Here is a 19,708-nt window from a genome sequence, read left to right as displayed (position 1 = left end):
AATTGGAGGGAAAAGGATGCCCGGAAATAAAGAGCGAAGCTTTGTTCAGTCTGTAATGAACAGCTTTTTCCCTCCGATCATGATCCTACTGGCCTTTATGGTCGGCGCGGCGGCGTTGTGGCTCACGCCAAAAGAAGAAGATCCTCAGATAGTGGTACCCATGGCCGATGTTTTGGTATCCGCGCCGGGCTTGAGTGCTTCACAAGTCGAAAATCAAATCACCGAACCGTTAGAGAAACTTGTCAGCCAGATCGATGGTGTGGAATACGTTTATTCCTCGTCGATGGAAGGGGCCGCGCAAGTCATTGTCCGCTTTTATGTAGGTGAAAATCGCGAAGACGCGTTAGTTAAGCTCTACAACAAACTTTACTCCAATCAAGATAAAGTCCCACCGTCTGTAGCCAGTTGGTTAGTCAAGCCAGTCGAAATTGATGACGTGCCTATCGTCGTTGCAGCGCTTTATACGACGGACCCTTCGACGCTCGATCGCCATCAATTAAGAAGAATCGCGGATCAAGCGACTTTAGGCATCAAATCACTTGATGCGACCAATAAAGTCGAGGTTATTGGCGGAGAACCTAGAAAAGTTCAGATTGAACTTGATACCGTCGCAATGGCGAATTTTAAAGTCACTATTGACGATCTTGAGCAAGCTATCCAATACAGCAACGCCAAAACGCAGGGTGAAAATATTCGGGTTAATGGCCGCAATTTCACTTTAGAATCCGGACAATTTCTTACCAGCTCAAAGGACGTTGGGAATCTCGTCATCGCGGTGCTAAATGGCAAGCCTGTTTACTTAAAAGACGTGGCGAGAATTTATGATGGTCCGGGAGAGGCCACATCCGATACCTGGTATAGAGATAAAAATAGCGGCCAAGCGCTACCTGCTGTCTTTATCTCGGTCGCTAAGCAAAAAGGTTCCAATGCGGTTCACGTCGCTCAAGCAGTCAATGATAAATTAGCTCAGCTTGAATCTGATCAGTTCCCACCTCAAGTTCAGGTCGCCATCATTCGCGACTACGGTGAAACCGCAAACGCAAAAGTGAACAACTTGGTTTCCAGCCTTGGTATATCAATTTTAACCGTTGTGGTATTCGTTGGCTTATTCCTAGATTGGCGAAGTGCACTGGTTGTTGGGATCGCAATTCCGATCAGTTATGGTGCTGCGCTGGGGATGGACTTACTTTTTGGTTACTCCATCAACCGGGTAACACTGTTTGCATTGATCTTAGCGCTCGGTTTGATCGTTGATGATCCTATCGCCAGTATCGATAACATTGAGCGTTACTTAAAGCGTAAGGATTTGACCCGCACTAAAGCAATTGTTTTGGCCATGGCTGAAATTCGTAGCGCGCTATTAATGTCTACCGTGGCGATTGTTATTGTGTTCACGCCAATGTTTTTTATCACAGGAATGATGGGGCCGTACATGGCGCCGCTCGCCTTCAACGTACCGATCAGTGTGATGTTCAGTACGGTTGTGGCGTTTATGATAACGCCTTGGCTTGCGAAGAAAATACTTACTGGCGCTCAGGACAGCGGTCATTACGATATCCAATCGTCGACCATGTATCGTTTATACCGTGGAGTATTAATACCGTTATTGGAAAGCCGTAAAAAAGCTTGGGCTTTCCTTGGATTAGTTGCATTTTTGTTTGCACTCGCCGCGTTGTTGCCTGCATTACGTTTGGTGCCACTCAAACTTCTTCCATACGACAACAAAAACGAATTCCAGCTAGTGTTAAACATGCCAGAAACGTCAAGTTTTGTAGATACTTCCAATGCGCTATCCAGTTTTTCTGACTATCTGATGACGGTGCCTGAAGTGACCAGCGTGTCTGGTTTTGCAGGGACGGCTTCACCAATGGATTTTAACGGCATGGTTCGCCATTACTTTATGCGCAGCGAGCCATACCAAGGTGAACTGCGCATTGTATTAGCGCCGAAAAAACATCGTTCTATGCAGTCGCATGAAATTGTTACTCGTCTGCGAAGTGATTTAGAACAAATAGCGAAACGCTTTAACGCAGACATTCAATTAGTAGAGGTACCGCCAGGTCCTCCGGTTATCGCGACTATTACGGCTGAAGTGTATGGCGACGAAACCACCTCTTATGAGGAGTTGATGGTTCAAGCTGACAAAGTAGCGGATCGCCTACGTAAAGAGCAGTTAGTATCAGAGGTAGATACGAGCGTTCAGGGTGACTTAGAAACGTGGCAGTTTGCGGTCGATCAGGAGAAAGCTGCGCTATCCGGTGTGTCTGTCGCTGAGGTGAATAACACGCTAATTACGGCGGCGAATGCTAAAACTCTTGGTCACATTGCTGATGGTCGGGAATTAAATCCTTTGCCGATTGAAGTTCAACTTCGTCGTGAAGACAGAGACGATTTAAACCGATTAGAACAACTGTATGTTCGTGGAAGACCTGGGATTGCAAAAGTGGAAATGGGCGGCGCGGTGGTGGATGCTCCGCAACCCGTTGTTCAGCTCTCAGAAATTGGTCAATTTGTTAAACGTCCAGCGGATAAACCGATATTCCATAAAAACCTTAATCCTGTAGTTTATGTGTATGCCGAAGTCGTCGGGCGTGTGCCTGGTGAGATCATCGCTGACGTAATCGCGGATCAAGATATTGATCATTCCAGTGACGCACATGTTAATTGGCAGGATCGCACATACTTAAACAACGGTGCTGGTGTTGCCTGGAGCGTTCCGGAGAACATTAATGTCGTATGGAGTGGAGAAGGTGAATGGAAAATTACGGTGGATGTATTCCGCGACCTTGGCATTGCTTATGGTGCAGCGTTACTGGGCGTATTCGTGGTTATGTTGATTCAGACTGGCTTACCTGCGGTTTCTGGGATCATAATGCTGGCTATTCCATTGACGGTTATCGGTATTATGCCGGGATTCTGGATATTAAATGTCTTAAGCAATGACATTGGTAACTACCCAAATCCTGCGTTATTTACAGCCACGGCGATGATTGGGATGATCGCACTAGCCGGTATTGTTGTGCGGAATTCATTAGTGCTTATTGAGTTTATTCAGCAATCTCTCGAATCTGGCAGCAGTTTGCACGACGCACTAATCGAATCTGGTGTGGTTCGTATGAGACCGATACTGTTAACGGCGGGAACCACGTTGTTGGGTAACATCGTTATTACGCTCGACCCGATTTTCAATGGCCTCGCCTGGGCAATCATATTCGGGATTACGGCCTCAACAGTGTTTACTTTGCTTGTTGTTCCGGTGGTATATAACCTCGCATACCAGAATACCAAAGGACATGGATTGCCTCAGATGGAGGAAGAACAATGAAATTAGATAACAAATTGCTGGGCATTATTTTAATTATCTTGCTCGCGCTTCTTTTTCTTTATATGGCTGGTTTTTTCTCCGAAAAGTTACCCACTGAGCATTCTGCGAAAACCAACGTGATTGATGTTAACTCTGTACAAACGCACGAGATGATACTGACCAGTGAGCCTGTTGTTCGCGAGTTTCCGGGCGTCGTTGTCGCAGATCAGCAAGCTGATATTGCCGCACGATTGACCGCCTCAGTTGTTGAAGTGTTGGTTAAAGTAGGTGACAGAGTTAAACAGGGAGACGTATTAGCGCGCTTAGAAAGTGATGACTTAGACGCAAGAGTTCGTCAGAGCGAGCAGGCGTTGTCCTCTGCACAAGCGCAGCTTAATGCCGCTCGTAAAGAGTTCTCACGCGTTAGGACGCTGTTAAACAGAAAACTGATACCACAGTCGCAGTACGACCAGGCAGAAAGTACATTGCAAACCGCACAAGCCAACTTCAACCGCTCTCAGGCTGCCGTCTCCGAAGCCGAGACGACCTTCGGGTACAGTATTATTACTGCGCCATTCGACGGTTTGATTACGCAGAAGCCGATCAATAAAGGGGATACCGCCACACCCGGGTCACTTTTGCTCTCGATGTACAATCCTGACTCGCTTGAAATAGAAGTTAACTTTGCCGAGTCAGTCATGCCTTACGTGAACTACGATAAGCAGGTTGAGGCCGTATTTCCTTCTTATGATGTGACGGCTTCGGCGACTATCAAAGAAGTGACACCGTCTGCTGATGCGAATTCACGCAGTTACACAGTCAAATTGCAATTTGAATCTCCGACCTCTGTGTACCCAGGTACCTTTGCAAAGGTTGCGCTGACCTTAACGGACGACGTGGTTCTAAGAATACCGAAAGACGCCGTATATCAAGTTGGTCAGTTGGATTATGTCAAGGTGTTGCAAGACGGTGGTGAAGTCGAAACGCGTTTAATTCAGTTGGGCGAGTTGGACAGAGTAAGGACAGGATTGAAGCAAGGCGATGTCGTCATTCTCAATCCGAGACAGCTTTAATTTTTGTTGTAACTAAAACGCCCAGCATTTTTGCTGGGCGTTTTTTAGCTGACTAATTTGCAGAGAGTCGCACTTGCGTACTGATTGGACAATGGTCACTTAGATGGTAATCCAGAACATCTTGAGACTTAAATGTCACCTGTCTGGCTGGTTGCGATCCTAGACTATCGCTGACAATGATATGGTCAATGATAGAACGGAACTGATGCGTTTTATTAGGGTTACGATTCGAACGCACTTTACATTCTGCTTGAGTATCTTTTGTGACTAATTTAGCGCTGGTATTTGAAGTCATTGTCGACAATAACCAGTCACCTTGATAAGCCAAGTTGTGGTTAAAATCACCTAAAATGGCGTACTTTTCTTGGCTCTTTTCACGCGCCGTTATCCACTTTGCCAGAGCTTCGCCTTGCTGCTTGAGCGTCTTGCATTCGCGACTGTTTTTGTAAGCGCCACTGCATCCCGCCTTTAGATGAACTGAAAGCAGGTGAATTTCATCACGCTTATTCGGATTTAGAACAATATAGCTCGCAAAGCGTAACTTGCTATTGCCTCGAGTGATTGAAAAATCGGAGGGATCTGATACCGGGATGCCTTTACGCACGGCAAACCCTGTGTACTGGTTTGTGTCTGAGAACTGCAAATGTTTATTGCCGGACCGAGCTCTATCCGAAAAGTAAATATCGTAGCCATTTCCCACGACTTTCCTAATCGCGGCTTCACTATCGACTTCTTGAAATGCTAATACATCAGGTTGCGAGTTACCCACATATTGATTGAGTTTGGCAAAATCGTTCTCGGTTCTTGATACTTTTCCACCGTTCATTGCTAGCCATTCAATATTCCAACTGGTTAGGTTGATTGAATTTTGAGCAAATGAGGCGGAACAAAAAACTAACATGGCTGTAGCAAAAAGTGATCGCATATTGGCTTATTTCACTCCCGTTTTAGTGCGTGTCCCTTTGTAACCTTTATCCTATAAGACCTCTAAAAAAAGCAAGTGTATTACGTACCAATTTTGCAATTTTCATTGATTTCTTTTTAATAAAGGGCATCAGCAATAAGATCGATTTCTTCTTATCCGCTACCCAGTTTTTGTTGATCAAAATCAATGTTTTCGACTGGTGCTTCTCGTTAAATACGCCACAATATATTGTGGCTAAAGAATAATAAATCACCCCATATAGTGTGTTTGTGGATAACTCTGTGAGTATGCTGGGGTAAGGAGAAGAAAGTGAAACCAATCGTAATCAAGCGTGACGGCTCAAGAGCTCCGTTCAACAGGGATCGTATTCAAGCAGCAGTCGAAGCCGCGGCGGAAAACAAAGATAAAGATGTCGCCATTTATGCTCTCAATGTTGCTCTTGCTGTCGAGTTACAGCTCAAAGATCACGATGAAGTTCACATCCATGAGATTCAGGATCTGGTTGAAAATGAACTCATGCAAGGTCCTTATAAGTCTCTGGCACGTTCTTACATTGAGTACCGCCATGATCGCGATATTGCTCGTGAGAAACAAAGCTTCCTAACTCGTGAAATTGAAGGTCTGATTGAAGAAAGTAATCTCGACCTTATCAATGAAAACGCGAACAAAGATGGCAAAGTTATCCCGACTCAACGTGACTTGCTGGCTGGTATCGTTGCGAAACACTACGCGAAAACTCACATTCTTCCTCGCGATGTCGTACAAGCGCATGAAGTGGGTGACATTCATTACCACGATTTAGATTACGCACCATTCTTCCCGATGTTTAACTGCATGCTGATCGACCTGAAAGGCATGCTGACACACGGCTTCAAAATGGGAAATGCGGAAATTGATACGCCGAAATCGATATCCACAGCAACCGCAGTCACGGCGCAGATCATTGCACAAGTTGCCAGCCATATTTACGGCGGCACAACGATCAACCGTATCGATGAAGTATTGGCCCCTTACGTAATGACAAGTTACGAGAAGCATCTAAAGATTGCCAAAGAGTGGGACATTGCCGAGCCGGAAGAGTTTGCAAAAGCGCGTACAGAGAAAGAGTGTTACGACGCTTTCCAATCGCTTGAGTACGAAGTAAACACGTTACATACCGCAAATGGGCAAACGCCATTCGTTACGTTTGGTTTCGGTTTAGGTACAAGCTGGGCATCTCGTTTGATCCAGAAATCGATTCTAAAAAACCGCATTGCGGGGCTTGGCAAAAATCGCAAAACGGCCGTGTTCCCAAAACTGGTATTCGGTATTAAAGACGGTCTGAACCACAAAGCTGAAGATCCAAACTACGACATTAAACAACTTGCGCTTGAGTGTGCCTCTAAACGTATGTATCCAGATATTCTGAACTACGACAAAGTGGTTGAAGTGACGGGGTCATTCAAAACGCCGATGGGTTGCAGAAGTTTCTTAGGTACTTATGAAGAAGACGGCGAGCTAATCCATGAAGGTCGTAACAACCTTGGTGTTGTGAGCTTGAACCTACCTCGCATTGCCATTCGTGCCAAAGGAAGCGAGAAAAAGTTCTACGAGCTACTTGATGATCGCCTTCGTCTAGCGCGCAGAGCGTTAGAAACTCGCATTACGCGTCTGGAAAACGTCAAAGCACGCGTAGCACCAATCCTATATATGGAAGGAGCATGTGGTGTTCGTCTGAAAGCGGATGACTCTATTGCTGAGATCTTCAAACATGGTCGTGCTTCAATTTCACTAGGCTATATCGGTGTGCATGAAACGATTAACGCACTGTTTGGCAACGAAGCGCACGTGTATGACGATGCGGTCTTACGTGAAAAAGCGGTTGAGGTGATCAAACACCTAAAAGACGCAGTGAATCAGTGGGCAGACGAAACAGGCTATGGTTTCAGTCTATACGCGACACCGAGTGAAAACTTATGTAGCCGTTTCTGTCGTATTGACACTAAAGAGTTCGGTGTGATCGAAGGGGTAACAGATAAAGGTTACTACACCAACAGCTTCCACTTAGATGTAGAGAAGAAGGTGAACCCATACGACAAGATTGACTTTGAAATGCCATACCCAGAAATCTCGAGCGGTGGTTTTATCTGTTATGGTGAATTCCCGAACATGCAGCGCAACGTTGAAGCGTTAGAAAACGTATGGGATTACAGCTATACCAGAGTGCCTTACTACGGCACTAATACGCCTATCGATGAATGTTACGAGTGTAACTACACTGGTGAATTTGAATGTACCAGTAAAGGTTTTACCTGCCCAAGCTGTGGTAACCATGATTCAACTAAAGTATCGGTAACACGCCGTGTGTGCGGTTACCTTGGTAGCCCTGATGCACGTCCGTTTAACTTCGGGAAACAGGAAGAAGTGAAGCGCCGAGTTAAACACCTTTAATCAGTAATTGAAACTGCATACAGAAAATCAACCTGTTTCGGGTTGATTTTCTGTTTTCACAAACCTAATGAGACACGACAATGAATTACCACCAATACTATCCAATTGATGTTGTAAATGGACCGGGTACACGCTGTACGCTGTTTGTTTCTGGTTGTATTCACCAGTGTCGCGGTTGTTATAATCAATCGACCTGGCGTGTGGATTCTGGGCATGTATTTACTCAAGAACTCGAAGACAAAATCATTGCTGATCTAAATGACACGCGAATTAAACGCCGGGGTTTGTCGTTGTCGGGGGGAGATCCGCTCCATCCGGAAAATGTACCGTACATCCTAAAATTGGTTAAGCGTGTAAGAGAAGAGTGTGCGGGTAAAGATATCTGGGTTTGGACAGGTTACACTTTGGCCGAGCTTGACGATGCACAAAGAGAAGTAACCAAATACATCGATGTGCTTATCGATGGTAAGTTTGAGCAAGATAAAAAAGATTTGAATTTGGAATGGCGCGGCAGCTCCAACCAAGTCATACACCATTTTGATCATGCTTAAATAAGAGACAAACTGGCTGGAAAATAGAAAAGGCACATTCATGAGTTGAAAATGTGCCTTTTGGGTGAGTTCTTTGTTGGCTGTTGAAACCTTTGGTTACGCGGTCACCATATCCTCGTCATCAGCCATGTTGTTTATCCAGCGCTTAGACTGAATACGATGAGTCGTCAGTAAACCTTTCACAAGTTCTTCGACAATCAGTGACATCAGCACGTAATGTAGAGGCAATCCTAAAACCATGCCTGTGTAATAGGTAAGAGGGATACCAATTGCCCACTGTCCAAAGGTGTCGATAAAAATACTGTACCTAATATCGGCGCCGCTTTTAAGAACGCCACCAATTCCCACCATATTGAACACGCGAAAAATCATTCCTAGTGCCATAACAAGGCAGACGTTAAGCGCCATTTCTTTGTTGGAAAGTGGAGTAAATTCCAATAGCCCGTATATCCACGGCGAACACATCCACATCCACATTAACATAAACAAGATTATCGCTAACCCTGAGCTGGTTAAAACATACCACCACGCGGTTTTTTCAACTCTGTCAAATTGTCTTGACCCGATATCGTTGCCCAGGAGAACCGATGCGGCGACAGCAAATCCCATAAACGCGGATATCAATACGCCTTCTATTGGCGATAGGAATGAGATAATCGCCAACTCCGACACCCCAAGTTGACCATATAAGATGCTGTAGACGATTAGTCCGCCAGTCCATAATGAATCATGGACGAGCATAGGCAGTGATATTTTGAAATACTTCTTGCGATAAGGCTTAAGCGCACCTTGAGCCCAATCGAACTTTGTTGGTAGGTAGTGAGAGTATCGTTTTCGAAAGAAATACACCATAACTGCTGCTTGAAAAAAGCGGGAGATAAGCGTCCCTACTGCAGCTCCAAACACTCCCCACTGAGGGAATCCCAACAAACCAAAAATCAATACCGCGTTAAGAATAATATTGACGATGATGGCCAGAATACTTACATGTGTCGCTAGTTTTGCTTGACCAACTGAACGCAGCACAGACTCTATAGGAACGAGAATCGCAGTACCAATAAGGCTTATTCCGGTAACCACCAAGTAGTCGCGAGCATAGTTAACGTACTCGGCATCCTCGGACATGAACGAAACGATTTCATGATCAAAAACCAGATAAATGATAATAAACGGGACAGTAACAACGATTGAAATAAACCAAGATTGAGCCAGAGTCCTGCGTATTCCGTCAATGTTTCCCGACCCATAGTACTGGGAAGACAACACCGTTACCGCACCACAAAGTCCTAGTAGCACTGCAAGGTTGAAGAAAAAGATACGGTTGCCGACACCGACAGCCGCAGTCGCGGATTCACCTAATTGACTCACCATAAAAATATCGACAACGCCTAATAACGCAAATAGCGTGGATTGAAGCGAAACAGGGAGGGCGATTGAAATAAGCCGCTTCCAAAATGCTTTGTTGATGTACTCACTTGTTAAGAGCATCGCATTTCTCCATTAAGAATAATGCGAGTAGTTTATCCCCATGATTTCGCGTTGTATTTTTCAAAGGCATCCAATAGTTTTGCAAAACTCTCAAGTAATTTGAGCCGTTATATCTAATGTTGCCAAGACGCAATAAATACAGTGTGAGACATCGAAATATGGAAGAAAAACAAGAGTGCTACTCCATTTCCGAAAAAACGTATCAGGAGATGATCGACCACACGCGTGTTTTAGCATTAGAAGAAAGAGGCATCGTGCAATGCGGCATCGCAACATGCAGAGATTTCTTTTCGGTGTATAGGAAAAACCAAAAAAAGCACATGCTGCTCTATACCGTGCGAGGAAAAGGTTGGCTAGAAAGCAAAGAATGCCGCTATGAACTAGAACCAGGTTCTCTGGTTATCGTTCCCGCAGGCGTTGAAAACGGATTTGGTATGGAAGACGAAACGTGGCAGATAGCGTGGATCTTTCTTTCACAACACACAGACTGGTCAATGATAGGTGATGAAATTAGTTACCAGTTCACATCTGCATCAGAAGTCATGTACGCGTGTATTCAAACACTTTTACGCAGTATCAACTTACCGATAGACTATGGTTGTAAGGTAGGTGCTCACAGCGTCGCTCAACTGGAATTGATGCTAAACATGCCGCAGTCCGAATCTGTTTCCCGTAATCTATTGAAGTTGCGCCGTGTATTTGATCTTGTCCAAAGACAACTACATAAAGAGTGGACCGTAGAGCAATTAGCGGCACTATATCCTTGTTCAGAAGCTCATTTCTATCGAGTTACGCAGCAGCAATTTGGACGAAGCCCGATGGCTCATTTAACGCGTATGAGAATGGAATACGCGGCCAGGTTATTACGCTCCACCGAATGGCCGATTCAGCACATTGGTGAGATTGTCGGTTATCCAACCAGCGCAAACTTCAGTACACGGTTTCGAACTTGGTCCGGTATTACACCGAGAGAGTTCAGACAAAATGGGCATCTTGAGATAGATATCGAGTAGTGCTTTGCTTTCTTTGTAACCAACCAAGTGCACAGGGCGCCATTGCATACAGAATTTTGTCCTATAATTGACGAAATTCGTAAAAAATCATTTCGCCATTTCAAATGATAATGTTACCGTGAAGTCCGTACTTGAATTTCAAAGGGTTGTGACTTTCATGTTTTCTAATCTACCAACTCCCGTATTAGATCCTATTTTATCTTTATCCGTTGCATATCGCGGCGATGAACGTCCAAACAAGGTCGACCTTGGTATTGGCGTGTACAAAAACAGCGCTGGTGAAACACCAATCATGAAAGCCATTCAGATGGCGCAAGACGTTGTTGTAAAAACTCAAAAAACCAAAGCTTACGTTGGCCTTGCTGGCTGCGAAGAGTTTAACCAAAGCATGGTTGATCTTTTGTTATCCGGAACCTCCGCAATGGATCGTGTTGCGGCAATTCAAACTCCAGGGGCGAGTGGTGCTTTGCGTATGTTGGGCGACTTAATGAAAGTTGCACAACCAGATACGACCGTATGGATTTCTAATCCAAGTTACGTGAACCACAAACCGGTAATGGAAGCTGCAGGTCTGAAGGTAAGGTTCTACCATTACTTCTCTCCAGAAACCAAGCAAGTTGATACCGCTAAAATGCTCGACGATTTGTCAAAAGCTGGCCCTTCTGATGTCGTGCTACTCCACGGTTGTTGCCACAATCCAACGGGTGCAGATATCGACTTCGCCGCTTGGCAAGCAATTACAGAGCTATCACAGAAGAATGGTTTCACCCCTTTTGTTGATATCGCCTATCAGGGCTTTGGCGATGGTCTGGAAGAAGATGCGAAAGGCCTTCGCTTTATGGCAGATAACGTTGAAGAGATGCTAATCACGACGTCTTGCTCGAAGAATTTTGGTCTTTACCGTGAACGTACAGGTGCTGCGATTGTCGTCGGTAAAAATACTCAAGATGTCACTAACGCAAAAGGTAAGCTATTAACGTTGGCTCGTTCTACTTACACTATGCCGCCAGATCATGGTGCTGCACTGGTCAAAACGATCCTTCAAGACGCGAACCTAACCTCAGTTTGGAAGCAAGAACTGAGCGAAATGCAGCAGCGTTTGGTTAGCCTTCGTCAAAACTTGTGTAACGAATTGAGAAATAACCATAATACAGATCAATTTGACTTCATTGAGAGTCACAAAGGCATGTTTACTGTGCTAGGCTTTACTGAAAAGCAAATGGTGCACTTGCGTGAAGATTATGGCATTTATGGTGTTGGAGATGGCCGCATTAATATTGCCGGTCTGACCGAAACACATATTCCTTACGTAGCTGATGCGATAAATAAAGTCTCTCAACTTTAATTCGGAGTGTGGATGAAAAACTGGAAACTGATTCTGCCGCTTATGATGAGCGGTAGTTTAATTGCTTGTACGTCAACGCAAACGACGACGGAGCCTGTTGAGCCAGAAACGCCTGAAATAGAACAACCTGTCGTGGTAGAACCTGAAGTTAAACCAGAGGTTGAGCCCAAGCCAGAAGTAGAACCAAAACCGGAAATAAAGCCAGAGCCGAAACCTGAGCCAAAACCAGAAAAGCCAGTTAAGGTACAAAAAACGCCTGACGGTATGCTTATTCTCGGCTCGGAAGAGTGGGTTTATGCACCGGGGATTGATGAAACGTTTAAAGCACGTGTAGATACTGGCGCAACGACATCGTCAATCAGCGCGTTAGATATCGTACCATTTGAACGCGATGGTAAAGACTGGGTTCAGTTCAAAATCGACCTTGGCGATAAGGCGAGTAAAGAATTTAAAGCACCAGTAGAGCGTTGGGCTAAGGTAAAACAGTCCTCATCGGACGAAGTCAATAAACGTGCTGTTGTAATGGCTTACATTCAGGTTGGTGATTACAAAGAGAAGACGGAATTTACTTTGGCAGAAAGAGGCCATATGAAGTTCCCAATGCTTTTGGGAAGAAGCTTCTTCAGAGATATTGCTGTTGTCGATGTATCGAAAAAATACGTTCAAGACAAACCTAGTAAGAAATAGTAACAATACTAAAACTGAAATGGCCTCCACTTGTGGAGGCCATTTTTTATGCTGGTTTGGCTTGCTTAGAATCCAAAGCGGGCAGACATCACGAGTTGCTGTCCGTAAACCCCGTTATTTTTGAAATCGGCACCAAGTGACAATTGCTGAGTCGAATGGAATCGAGCTCCCAAATTGTAAACGGTGTGGGAATCATCGTTGTCCATTAATTGGCCTAAACGCGCGTGAAACTCAACGTTTTGCATCAGCCAGACACGAGTACCAACATTGACCTCTGCGTGCCACTCATCGCCGACTTTGTCACTGCTGTTTTTCTTAATATTGTGCAGCAGCATCTGGCCATAAATATCAGCAAATTGTCCAGCAGGGCCATTGAAGCCAATACCACCTGCGACATCCCAGTCACCACTGAATTCGCTATCAGCGCGACCAATGAAGTGGGTGTTTTCAGTAAAGTAGCTTGTAAATTCGCCACCAAAGGTTCCTGGGCTGGTACCCATACGGACTTCCAACGTATTGTAGTTAAAATTATTGGCATAAGAGGAAAGTGGCAGTATCGCGCACAAACCAAAGGCCGTAACCTTTAGCGCTTTACCTAGCATGGTAACTCCAGACAAGATCATTAAAATTACACAGAGCAAAGCAAAAACCAGACCATAAATGATAATAGTGTCACTTTTTACCAGTATCACTTCTTTTAACCCGCGAGCGACTATTTACAACCCTCTTTCCAGACAGGGCAAGTGGAACAAATGTGACGATAAACTTTGATATTCGGTTCATTTGCTTGAGTAACCTGCAACGATAACGTTATGATTGCTCATCTATTTCTTCTCTTACGAATATTCATGAAATCAGCAATCCCTTCTTTAATGGTTCAAGGCACCACATCGGATGCCGGAAAAAGTGTACTTGTGGCAGGTTTATGCCGTGTATTAGCGAGAAGAGGGATTAAAGTTGCCCCTTTTAAGCCGCAAAATATGGCGCTTAACAGCGCGGTCACCAAAGATGGCGGTGAGATAGGGCGTGCTCAGGAAGTTCAGGCTCAAGCTTGCAATATTGAATCCACAGTTCATATGAACCCGGTGCTTATAAAACCAAACAGCGATACGGGTGCGCAAATCATTCTGCAAGGCAAAGCGTTGTCTGATATGGACGCTGCTGGATTTCATGACTACAAAAAAGTTGCGATGAATACTGTACTTGATTCCTTTTCGCGACTGACCCAAGAGTACGACTCGATTATGATTGAGGGAGCAGGCAGCCCGGCAGAGATTAACCTGCGAGAAGGGGATATTGCCAATATGGGATTTGCAGAAGCGGCTGATGTTCCGGTGATTATTGTTGCTGATATCGATCGAGGCGGGGTTTTTGCTCACTTATACGGCACGTTAGCGTTACTTTCTGAATCCGAACAAGCGCGCGTAAAAGGTTTTGTCATTAACCGCTTCCGTGGTGACATTCGTCTGTTGCAATCAGGATTAGATTGGCTTGAAGAAAAAACCGGTAAGCCGGTCTTGGGAGTATTACCGTACCTCCATGGATTCAACCTTGAAGCCGAGGATGCGATCACTAATCAGCAAGAGTTAAACGCACAAGTCAAACTCAATGTTGTGGTACCGGTTTTAACCCGAATCAGCAATCATACCGATTTTGATGTCCTTCGTCTCAACCCTGACATTAACTTACGTTATGTGGGTAAAGGCGAGAAAATCGATAAAGCTGATTTGGTTATCTTACCCGGAACAAAGTCCGTCAGAGACGATTTAGCGTACTTAAGAAGTCAGGGCTGGGATAAGGATATATTGCGCCATATTCGCCTGGGTGGAAAAGTCATTGGTATTTGTGGCGGCTATCAGATGCTAGGTAAAACTATTGATGATCCAGAGGGTGTTGAAAGTACAGCGGGCAAAAGTGAAGGTTTAGGGCTGCTTGACGTTCACACGGTCCTTACCGGTAGTAAGCAACTGACAAAGACACAAGCTGTCGTTTGCCTAAATGGTAAACGTGCGACCGCAAAAGGCTACGAAATTCATGTTGGCCGAAGCGAAGTGACAGGCGTTCAGCCACTTGAACTCACCAATGGTGTTTTTGATGGCGCGTTAAGTGAATGTGACCAAATTATGGGAACCTATTTACACGGTTTCTTTGATGAAGTGGAAGTGTTAAATCTCATTGCCGAGTGGGTAAATGGCTCTCAAATTAAGCAACAAAATTTTGAAGAGATTAAAGAGCTTGGGATTAATCGTATTGCAGATGCGATAGAGCAACACATGAACTTAGATTTTTTATTCAAATAAAACACTCAGTTGATGAACGTAATATCAGTCTAAAGCTTGTCTCGTAAAGGAGCCTATTAATGAAAATATGGAAAACACATGTTTGCTTAACGGCATTGTTAAGCGTTGTTTTTTCTGCCCATGCCGCAGCCGATCTCAAAGTGTACGCTGCGTCCTCTATGACCAATGCGATCAACGAAATTAGCGAAAATTTCTCAGGCAAGTTCGATGTAACCGTCACACCAGTTTACGGTGGTTCCTCGTCTATTGCTCGTCAGATAATGAACGGAGCTCCCGCCGATGTTTTCATCTCAGCAAATACCAAGTGGATGGACTATCTTGTGGATGAAAAGGTCATCTTACGTGACAATGTCACCAATTTGGTGGGGAATAGTCTGGTCTTGATTGCTCCCAAGCCGTCTAACACGAAGAGTTTTAATTTTTCAGATAGTAACGCGTGGCTAGCTGCGTTGAATGATGGACGTCTTGCACTGGGTAATCCGACATCTGTACCTGTGGGGATGTACGCTAAAGAATCACTGACTACACTGGACGTATGGAAAAATATTGAATCTAAAGTTGCTCCTGCCAAGAATGTTCGACTCGCGTTAGCTCTTGTAGAGCGTGGAGAAGCGCCATTGGGCATTGTGTACAAAACCGACGCGTTGCTGACAGACAAAGTAACAATAGTAGACGAGTTCTCGAGCGACACGCACTCTGCCATTGTCTATCCGGCGGCAATGATCAGTGACTCAATTGAATCGAAGCAGTTTTTCCAATACCTGAATACAGATGAAGCCAAAGCGGTCTTTGTCAAATACGGTTTCAGTAATAAGGAATAAGCGTGACTGAACTGGAATACCAAGCCTTAATATTAAGTCTCAAAGTAGGCGCGTTCGCGGTACTTTGGCTTATCCCTTTAGGGGTTTTATTGGCGTGGTTACTTTCTCGCAAAACCTTTTTTGGCAAGTCTGTCCTCGATAGCCTGATTCATTTGCCTTTGGTCTTGCCACCGGTTGTTATTGGTTATTTGCTACTGCTATCCCTTGGACGACAGGGGTTCATAGGCAGTTGGCTGTATGAACATTTTGGCTTGGTATTTAGCTTTGATTGGAAAGGAGCGGTTGTCGCTTGTATTGTAGTCGCGTTGCCGCTTATGGTTCGTTCTGTTCGTTTAAGCCTGGAAAGTGTCGATCCCAAACTTGAACATGCCGCTTCGACGCTTGGTGCCTCTCCATTTAAAGTATTTATGACGATTACGTTGCCGCTAACAATCCCCGGAATAATCACCGGAACGATGTTGTCGTTCGCACGCAGCTTAGGTGAGTTTGGCGCAACCATCAGTTTTGTGTCCAATATCCCTGGCGAAACTCAAACCATACCACTTGCAATGTACAACTTTATAGAAACGCCCGGGGCAGAGATGCAAGCGGCGCGTCTTTGTATCATTTCTATCGCGCTTGCGTTATCGACGTTAATGGCCTCTGAGTGGATGAACCGAAAAGCGGCTCGTCGATTGGGAGCGAAATAATGAGTATTAAAGTTCAATTTAAACAATTACTTGGTGAAAGTGATTTTGATATCGATCTTGAGTTACCGTGTCATGGAATTAGTGCGTTATTTGGGCGTTCTGGTGCAGGTAAGACAACGCTCATTAATGTAATCAGTGGATTGGTCACGCCGACACAAGGTAAAGTCAGTATTGGCGAACACGTCTTATTTGATAGTGATAAGGCAATAAACTTACCGACGCACAAGCGAAAGATTGGTTATGTTTTTCAGGACTCACGCCTATTCCCACACTATTCAGTACAAGGGAATTTAATGTATGGCGTCAAAGAGAAGGATACTAAGTACTTTGATGAAGTGGTTGAGCTTCTCTCTATTAAACCACTCCTGAAGCGTTTCCCAGTGTCGCTCTCTGGCGGCGAAAAGCAACGAGTGGCGATAGCACGTGCATTGTTGTCTAAGCCCGATTTGTTGTTAATGGACGAACCATTAGCATCACTGGATATGCCCAGAAAACGGGAAGTCATGCCGTTTCTTGAGGACCTATCTGAAAAAGTGAACATACCAATTGTGTATGTGACACACAGCTTACAAGAAATCATAAGATTGGCTCAGAATTTAGCAATTATTGAGAACGGCAGTATAGTGACATCAGGCAAGCTGGAAGAGGTCTGGGCTTCTCACGCAATGAGACCGTGGCAGTCATTTTCAGAACACAGTAGCTTGTTTGAAGGAAAAATCGCCGCTCATCATGAGCACTATGCGCTGACGTCTGTAGAACTTGGCCAAAACGCTTCGCTCTGGGTACAAAAGATTGAGGGCGAGCCTGGAACGCCAATTCGACTTCAAGTGCGCGCTAGCGATGTCTCTATTGCTTTGGAGCGTCCGGTAGCCACCTCGATTCGAAATGTTTTGCCTGCGACTGTCCAATCAATCGAGCAGGTGAATGTCGGAGAAGATAAGCAAAGCATTACCGTCTCTTTGCAACTGGACGCGAATTGCTGCTTGTGGGCTAAAATTACCCCTTGGGCACTGGATGACCTCAACTTAAAGCCCGGTGACTGTGTCTATGCACAAGTCAAAGGGGTGAGTGTGACTCAACGCGATATTGCCTTTGCACCACACGCTTAAAAAGACTGATGCAAAGGTTACATAACTAAAAAGGGCTGCACAATGCAGCCCTTTATTCACTTCGTAAGTCAGCTTTACTTCGCAAATACTTCTTTGAATTCACGTTTTAGTAGAGGGTCACGACGCGCTTTTTTCATTTGTTTAACCATGTCTTTCACGCAGTTGTGAAGAACATTGTCTAGTAGCTGTGCTCGGTACTCTTCTTTATCTTCATCTGTCATGTTTTCTGGCAGATTTAGAGTAGGGAATTCTTCCATTACGTTAATCCCAGCGAATGCTTGGCCTACTGAAACTAGAGCATGGAACTGTTCAAAGTTATCCAGAATGTTTTGAGCACTTGCTGGCATTTCGTCCCAAGACGCGCGAACCGCTTCTTCTGACACTTCATGGATAGAGGTAACCATTTCGAACATTTGCTCTGGAACTTCGTCGAATTCAATAACTTTACGTAGTTCAGGAGAAATGGTTTCTAGATCGATTTTTTTGCTTTCGGTGTTAGTTGCTTCTGACATGCTGTGTCTCTCATTACAAAAAGGCGGGAATAGTAATATCAAATGTTTCAAATATCTACCATTATACCCAAATGACTTCAAGATGCGGAATTCAGAGCATTGTCACTGGCTCAAGTTTAAGGAAAATAACGCAGTGGAATAGTGAGCTCTTTCCAAGTTATTTGACGCAAAAATTGTGTCAGTGACATGCTCCCAAAGGGCGAGCTGACTTGGTCCACAGCCTTTGTTAACGATTTTTAATTTAGAACCACTAGATTTTCAAACCGTTGCCTTGTCTGTAAACCAAGTCACTCTCGCTGAAACAGGCATCTAGAGGTTATTTGGGTATACAGTCTTTTGATTCCGCGACAATTAAACAAAAATATAGCACTTAAGAGCTGGCACGATGCAACGAAGCGTTGAATATGATATATGGTTAAGAAAGAGAAAGTAAGATAGTGGAATACCTTATGCAGCCTAAAGGGACATCAATGCGCATTCTACTGGTTGACGATGTTCAATTAGACAGAATGCAATTGGCTATTCGTTTGAAACAACTGGGGCATATCGTTAAGACAGTAGGCAGTGGTGCAGAAGCATTAAATATTTATGAGAGTTTCGACCCCGAATTGGTCTTGCTCGATATCTCTATGCCAGAAATGAACGGTTTCGAGCTTTCATTATCGTTCAGAGAAGCTTTTCCTGACTGGATTCCCATCATCTTCCTTAGTAGCCATGAAGAACCTGAAATTATTGCTAAAGCGATAGAAGCAGGCGGTGATGATTATCTTATTAAGCCCGTTGATAAACTCGTTCTAAATTCCAAGCTCATCGCCATGCAGCGTATTGCTCACATGAGGCGTGAGTTAAAACAAGCGACAGCGCAGCTAGAAAAAGTGAATCAACTTCTAACCCAACAGGCGAACGAGGACGGGTTAACGAAACTTTATAATCGCAGATACATTGACCAAAAGCTTGAATCTTTGGTTGCGTGGCACGGCCGCCGCCACATGCCAATGGCGATGATTTTGTTAGATGTCGACTTTTTTAAAGCGTTTAACGATAACTATGGCCACATAGAAGGGGATCGATGCTTGCAGGCGATCGCAAGTCAACTTAAAGCGACCTTTTGCCGTTCTGGAGAGTATGTTGGCCGTTATGGCGGAGAGGAGTTTGTGGTACTGCTAAGCACTACTGATGGACAAATGGCAGAAAGAGAAGCCGAGCGTATCCAAGAAGTGATTGCTTTTCTTGACTATCCTCATCAGTACTCAAGCATTGCAAGTAGGGTTACAGTGTCACAGGGTGTATTTTCTTTTCAGGCTACGGGCAAAGAAAAAAAAGCAGATTTGTATGAAATCGTCGATCGAGCACTCTACACATCAAAATCTAGAGGTCGCGATACACATACTTTAGTCAATCAAAATTGACTCTGATCCTGCATCCCTGATTTGAGTGACGTTGTCACAAAAATGACCCCTT

Annotated in this window: 16 protein-coding genes; 12 read left to right on the top strand and 4 right to left on the bottom strand. The window is 44.6% G+C overall.

Annotated features, from left to right (window positions below; translation table 11 throughout):
* Positions 1–16: 16 nt before the first annotated feature.
* Together VER99_RS22800 and VER99_RS22795 are read left to right on the top strand one after the other, a co-directional pair.
* The gene (locus tag VER99_RS22800) at positions 17–3,325 is read left to right on the top strand and encodes an efflux RND transporter permease subunit (protein ID WP_020334853.1); all 3,309 of its coding nucleotides are present in this window, start codon (positions 17–19) and stop codon (positions 3,323–3,325) included.
* Positions 3,322–4,377: an efflux RND transporter periplasmic adaptor subunit gene (locus tag VER99_RS22795; RefSeq protein WP_020334854.1), complete on the top strand. Its 1,056-nt coding sequence runs from the start codon at positions 3,322–3,324 to the stop codon at positions 4,375–4,377. The genes VER99_RS22800 and VER99_RS22795 overlap by 4 nt, the downstream gene beginning before the upstream one ends.
* A 52-nt stretch (positions 4,378–4,429) precedes the next feature.
* Here VER99_RS22795 and VER99_RS22790 read toward each other — a convergent pair whose 3' ends face one another.
* Positions 4,430–5,302, bottom strand: coding sequence for an endonuclease/exonuclease/phosphatase family protein (locus tag VER99_RS22790; RefSeq protein ID WP_020334855.1), 873 nt, complete (start codon positions 5,300–5,302; stop codon positions 4,430–4,432).
* 309 nt (positions 5,303–5,611) lie between these two features.
* Here VER99_RS22790 and nrdD point away from each other — a divergent pair, with 309 nt between their 5' ends.
* Together nrdD and nrdG are read left to right on the top strand one after the other, a co-directional pair.
* Positions 5,612–7,732 carry an anaerobic ribonucleoside-triphosphate reductase gene (gene nrdD, locus VER99_RS22785; RefSeq protein WP_020334856.1) on the top strand — a complete coding sequence of 707 codons (2,121 nt, stop codon included), beginning with the start codon at positions 5,612–5,614 and terminating at the stop codon, positions 7,730–7,732.
* Positions 7,733–7,812: 80 nt separating this feature from the next.
* Positions 7,813–8,283 (top strand): anaerobic ribonucleoside-triphosphate reductase-activating protein, encoded by a 471-nt coding sequence (gene nrdG / locus VER99_RS22780; protein WP_014234203.1) that lies wholly within the window; start codon positions 7,813–7,815, stop codon positions 8,281–8,283.
* Positions 8,284–8,379: 96 nt separating this feature from the next.
* Here the strand turns inward: nrdG and VER99_RS22775 are convergent, their stop codons facing one another.
* On the bottom strand, positions 8,380–9,771 hold the full coding sequence (locus VER99_RS22775) for an MATE family efflux transporter (protein WP_020334857.1): 1,392 nt from the start codon (positions 9,769–9,771) through the stop codon (positions 8,380–8,382).
* A 158-nt stretch (positions 9,772–9,929) separates the two neighbouring features.
* On the opposite strand from VER99_RS22775, the gene VER99_RS22770 reads away from it, so the two are divergent.
* The 3 genes from VER99_RS22770 to VER99_RS22760 all read left to right on the top strand — a co-directional run bounded on the left by VER99_RS22770 (position 9,930) and on the right by VER99_RS22760 (position 12,816).
* Complete coding sequence (locus VER99_RS22770) at positions 9,930–10,784, top strand: AraC family transcriptional regulator (RefSeq protein ID WP_020334858.1); 855 nt, start codon at positions 9,930–9,932, stop codon at positions 10,782–10,784.
* Positions 10,785–10,941: 157 nt separating this feature from the next.
* The gene (locus VER99_RS22765; protein ID WP_020334859.1) at positions 10,942–12,129 is read left to right on the top strand and encodes an amino acid aminotransferase; all 1,188 of its coding nucleotides are present in this window, start codon (positions 10,942–10,944) and stop codon (positions 12,127–12,129) included.
* A gap of 12 nt (positions 12,130–12,141) precedes the next feature.
* On the top strand, positions 12,142–12,816 hold the full coding sequence (locus tag VER99_RS22760; RefSeq protein WP_020334860.1) for a putative ATP-dependent zinc protease: 675 nt from the start codon (positions 12,142–12,144) through the stop codon (positions 12,814–12,816).
* Positions 12,817–12,881: 65 nt separating this feature from the next.
* Here VER99_RS22760 and VER99_RS22755 read toward each other — a convergent pair whose 3' ends face one another.
* Positions 12,882–13,418: a hypothetical protein gene (locus VER99_RS22755; RefSeq protein ID WP_024372991.1), complete on the bottom strand. Its 537-nt coding sequence runs from the start codon at positions 13,416–13,418 to the stop codon at positions 12,882–12,884.
* A gap of 246 nt (positions 13,419–13,664) precedes the next feature.
* Between VER99_RS22755 and VER99_RS22750 the strand changes: the two genes are divergently transcribed.
* From VER99_RS22750 to modC, 4 genes are read left to right on the top strand one after another with little or no spacing between them, the layout of a single operon-like run.
* Positions 13,665–15,116: a cobyric acid synthase gene (locus VER99_RS22750; RefSeq protein ID WP_020334862.1), complete on the top strand. Its 1,452-nt coding sequence runs from the start codon at positions 13,665–13,667 to the stop codon at positions 15,114–15,116.
* Between the two features lie 59 nt (positions 15,117–15,175).
* Entirely contained in the window at positions 15,176–15,937 is a 762-nt protein-coding gene (gene modA / locus VER99_RS22745) for a molybdate ABC transporter substrate-binding protein (protein WP_020334863.1), read from the top strand.
* A 2-nt stretch (positions 15,938–15,939) separates the two neighbouring features.
* A complete protein-coding gene (gene modB, locus VER99_RS22740; RefSeq protein WP_020334865.1) occupies positions 15,940–16,626 on the top strand; it encodes a molybdate ABC transporter permease subunit in 687 nt (228 codons plus the stop codon).
* On the top strand, positions 16,626–17,735 hold the full coding sequence (modC, locus tag VER99_RS22735) for a molybdenum ABC transporter ATP-binding protein ModC (protein WP_024372990.1): 1,110 nt from the start codon (positions 16,626–16,628) through the stop codon (positions 17,733–17,735). Before modB ends, modC begins: the two co-directional genes overlap by 1 nt.
* 74 nt (positions 17,736–17,809) lie before the next feature.
* Here modC and VER99_RS22730 read toward each other — a convergent pair whose 3' ends face one another.
* The gene (locus VER99_RS22730; RefSeq protein ID WP_014234213.1) at positions 17,810–18,247 is read right to left on the bottom strand and encodes a DUF3069 domain-containing protein; all 438 of its coding nucleotides are present in this window, start codon (positions 18,245–18,247) and stop codon (positions 17,810–17,812) included.
* A 449-nt stretch (positions 18,248–18,696) separates the two neighbouring features.
* Here VER99_RS22730 and VER99_RS22725 point away from each other — a divergent pair, with 449 nt between their 5' ends.
* A complete protein-coding gene (locus VER99_RS22725; protein ID WP_020334867.1) occupies positions 18,697–19,656 on the top strand; it encodes a GGDEF domain-containing response regulator in 960 nt (319 codons plus the stop codon).
* The last annotated feature ends 52 nt before the right edge of the window (positions 19,657–19,708 follow it).

Origin of the sequence: Vibrio natriegens NBRC 15636 = ATCC 14048 = DSM 759 (assembly GCF_035621455.1) — a bacterium.
Taxonomy (GTDB): Bacteria; Pseudomonadota; Gammaproteobacteria; order Enterobacterales; family Vibrionaceae; genus Vibrio; species Vibrio natriegens.
Note: the sequence above shows the minus strand (reverse complement) of the source record. Positions and strands in the feature narration are given on the sequence as shown.

What these genes read in the sequence shown, in the direction of transcription:
- VER99_RS22800 (WP_020334853.1), top strand. Translation starts at nt 17, where the DNA reads ATGCCCGGAAATAAAGAGCGAAGCTTTGTTCAGTCTGTAATGAACAGC.
- VER99_RS22795 (WP_020334854.1), top strand. Translation starts at nt 3,322, where the DNA reads ATGAAATTAGATAACAAATTGCTGGGCATTATTTTAATTATCTTGCTC.
- VER99_RS22790 (WP_020334855.1), bottom strand. Translation starts at nt 5,302, where the DNA reads ATGCGATCACTTTTTGCTACAGCCATGTTAGTTTTTTGTTCCGCCTCA.
- nrdG (WP_014234203.1), top strand. Translation starts at nt 7,813, where the DNA reads ATGAATTACCACCAATACTATCCAATTGATGTTGTAAATGGACCGGGT.
- VER99_RS22775 (WP_020334857.1), bottom strand. Translation starts at nt 9,771, where the DNA reads ATGCTCTTAACAAGTGAGTACATCAACAAAGCATTTTGGAAGCGGCTT.
- VER99_RS22770 (WP_020334858.1), top strand. Translation starts at nt 9,930, where the DNA reads ATGGAAGAAAAACAAGAGTGCTACTCCATTTCCGAAAAAACGTATCAG.
- VER99_RS22765 (WP_020334859.1), top strand. Translation starts at nt 10,942, where the DNA reads ATGTTTTCTAATCTACCAACTCCCGTATTAGATCCTATTTTATCTTTA.
- VER99_RS22760 (WP_020334860.1), top strand. Translation starts at nt 12,142, where the DNA reads ATGAAAAACTGGAAACTGATTCTGCCGCTTATGATGAGCGGTAGTTTA.
- VER99_RS22755 (WP_024372991.1), bottom strand. Translation starts at nt 13,418, where the DNA reads ATGCTAGGTAAAGCGCTAAAGGTTACGGCCTTTGGTTTGTGCGCGATA.
- VER99_RS22750 (WP_020334862.1), top strand. Translation starts at nt 13,665, where the DNA reads ATGAAATCAGCAATCCCTTCTTTAATGGTTCAAGGCACCACATCGGAT.
- modA (WP_020334863.1), top strand. Translation starts at nt 15,176, where the DNA reads ATGAAAATATGGAAAACACATGTTTGCTTAACGGCATTGTTAAGCGTT.
- modC (WP_024372990.1), top strand. Translation starts at nt 16,626, where the DNA reads ATGAGTATTAAAGTTCAATTTAAACAATTACTTGGTGAAAGTGATTTT.
- VER99_RS22730 (WP_014234213.1), bottom strand. Translation starts at nt 18,247, where the DNA reads ATGTCAGAAGCAACTAACACCGAAAGCAAAAAAATCGATCTAGAAACC.
- VER99_RS22725 (WP_020334867.1), top strand. Translation starts at nt 18,697, where the DNA reads ATGCAGCCTAAAGGGACATCAATGCGCATTCTACTGGTTGACGATGTT.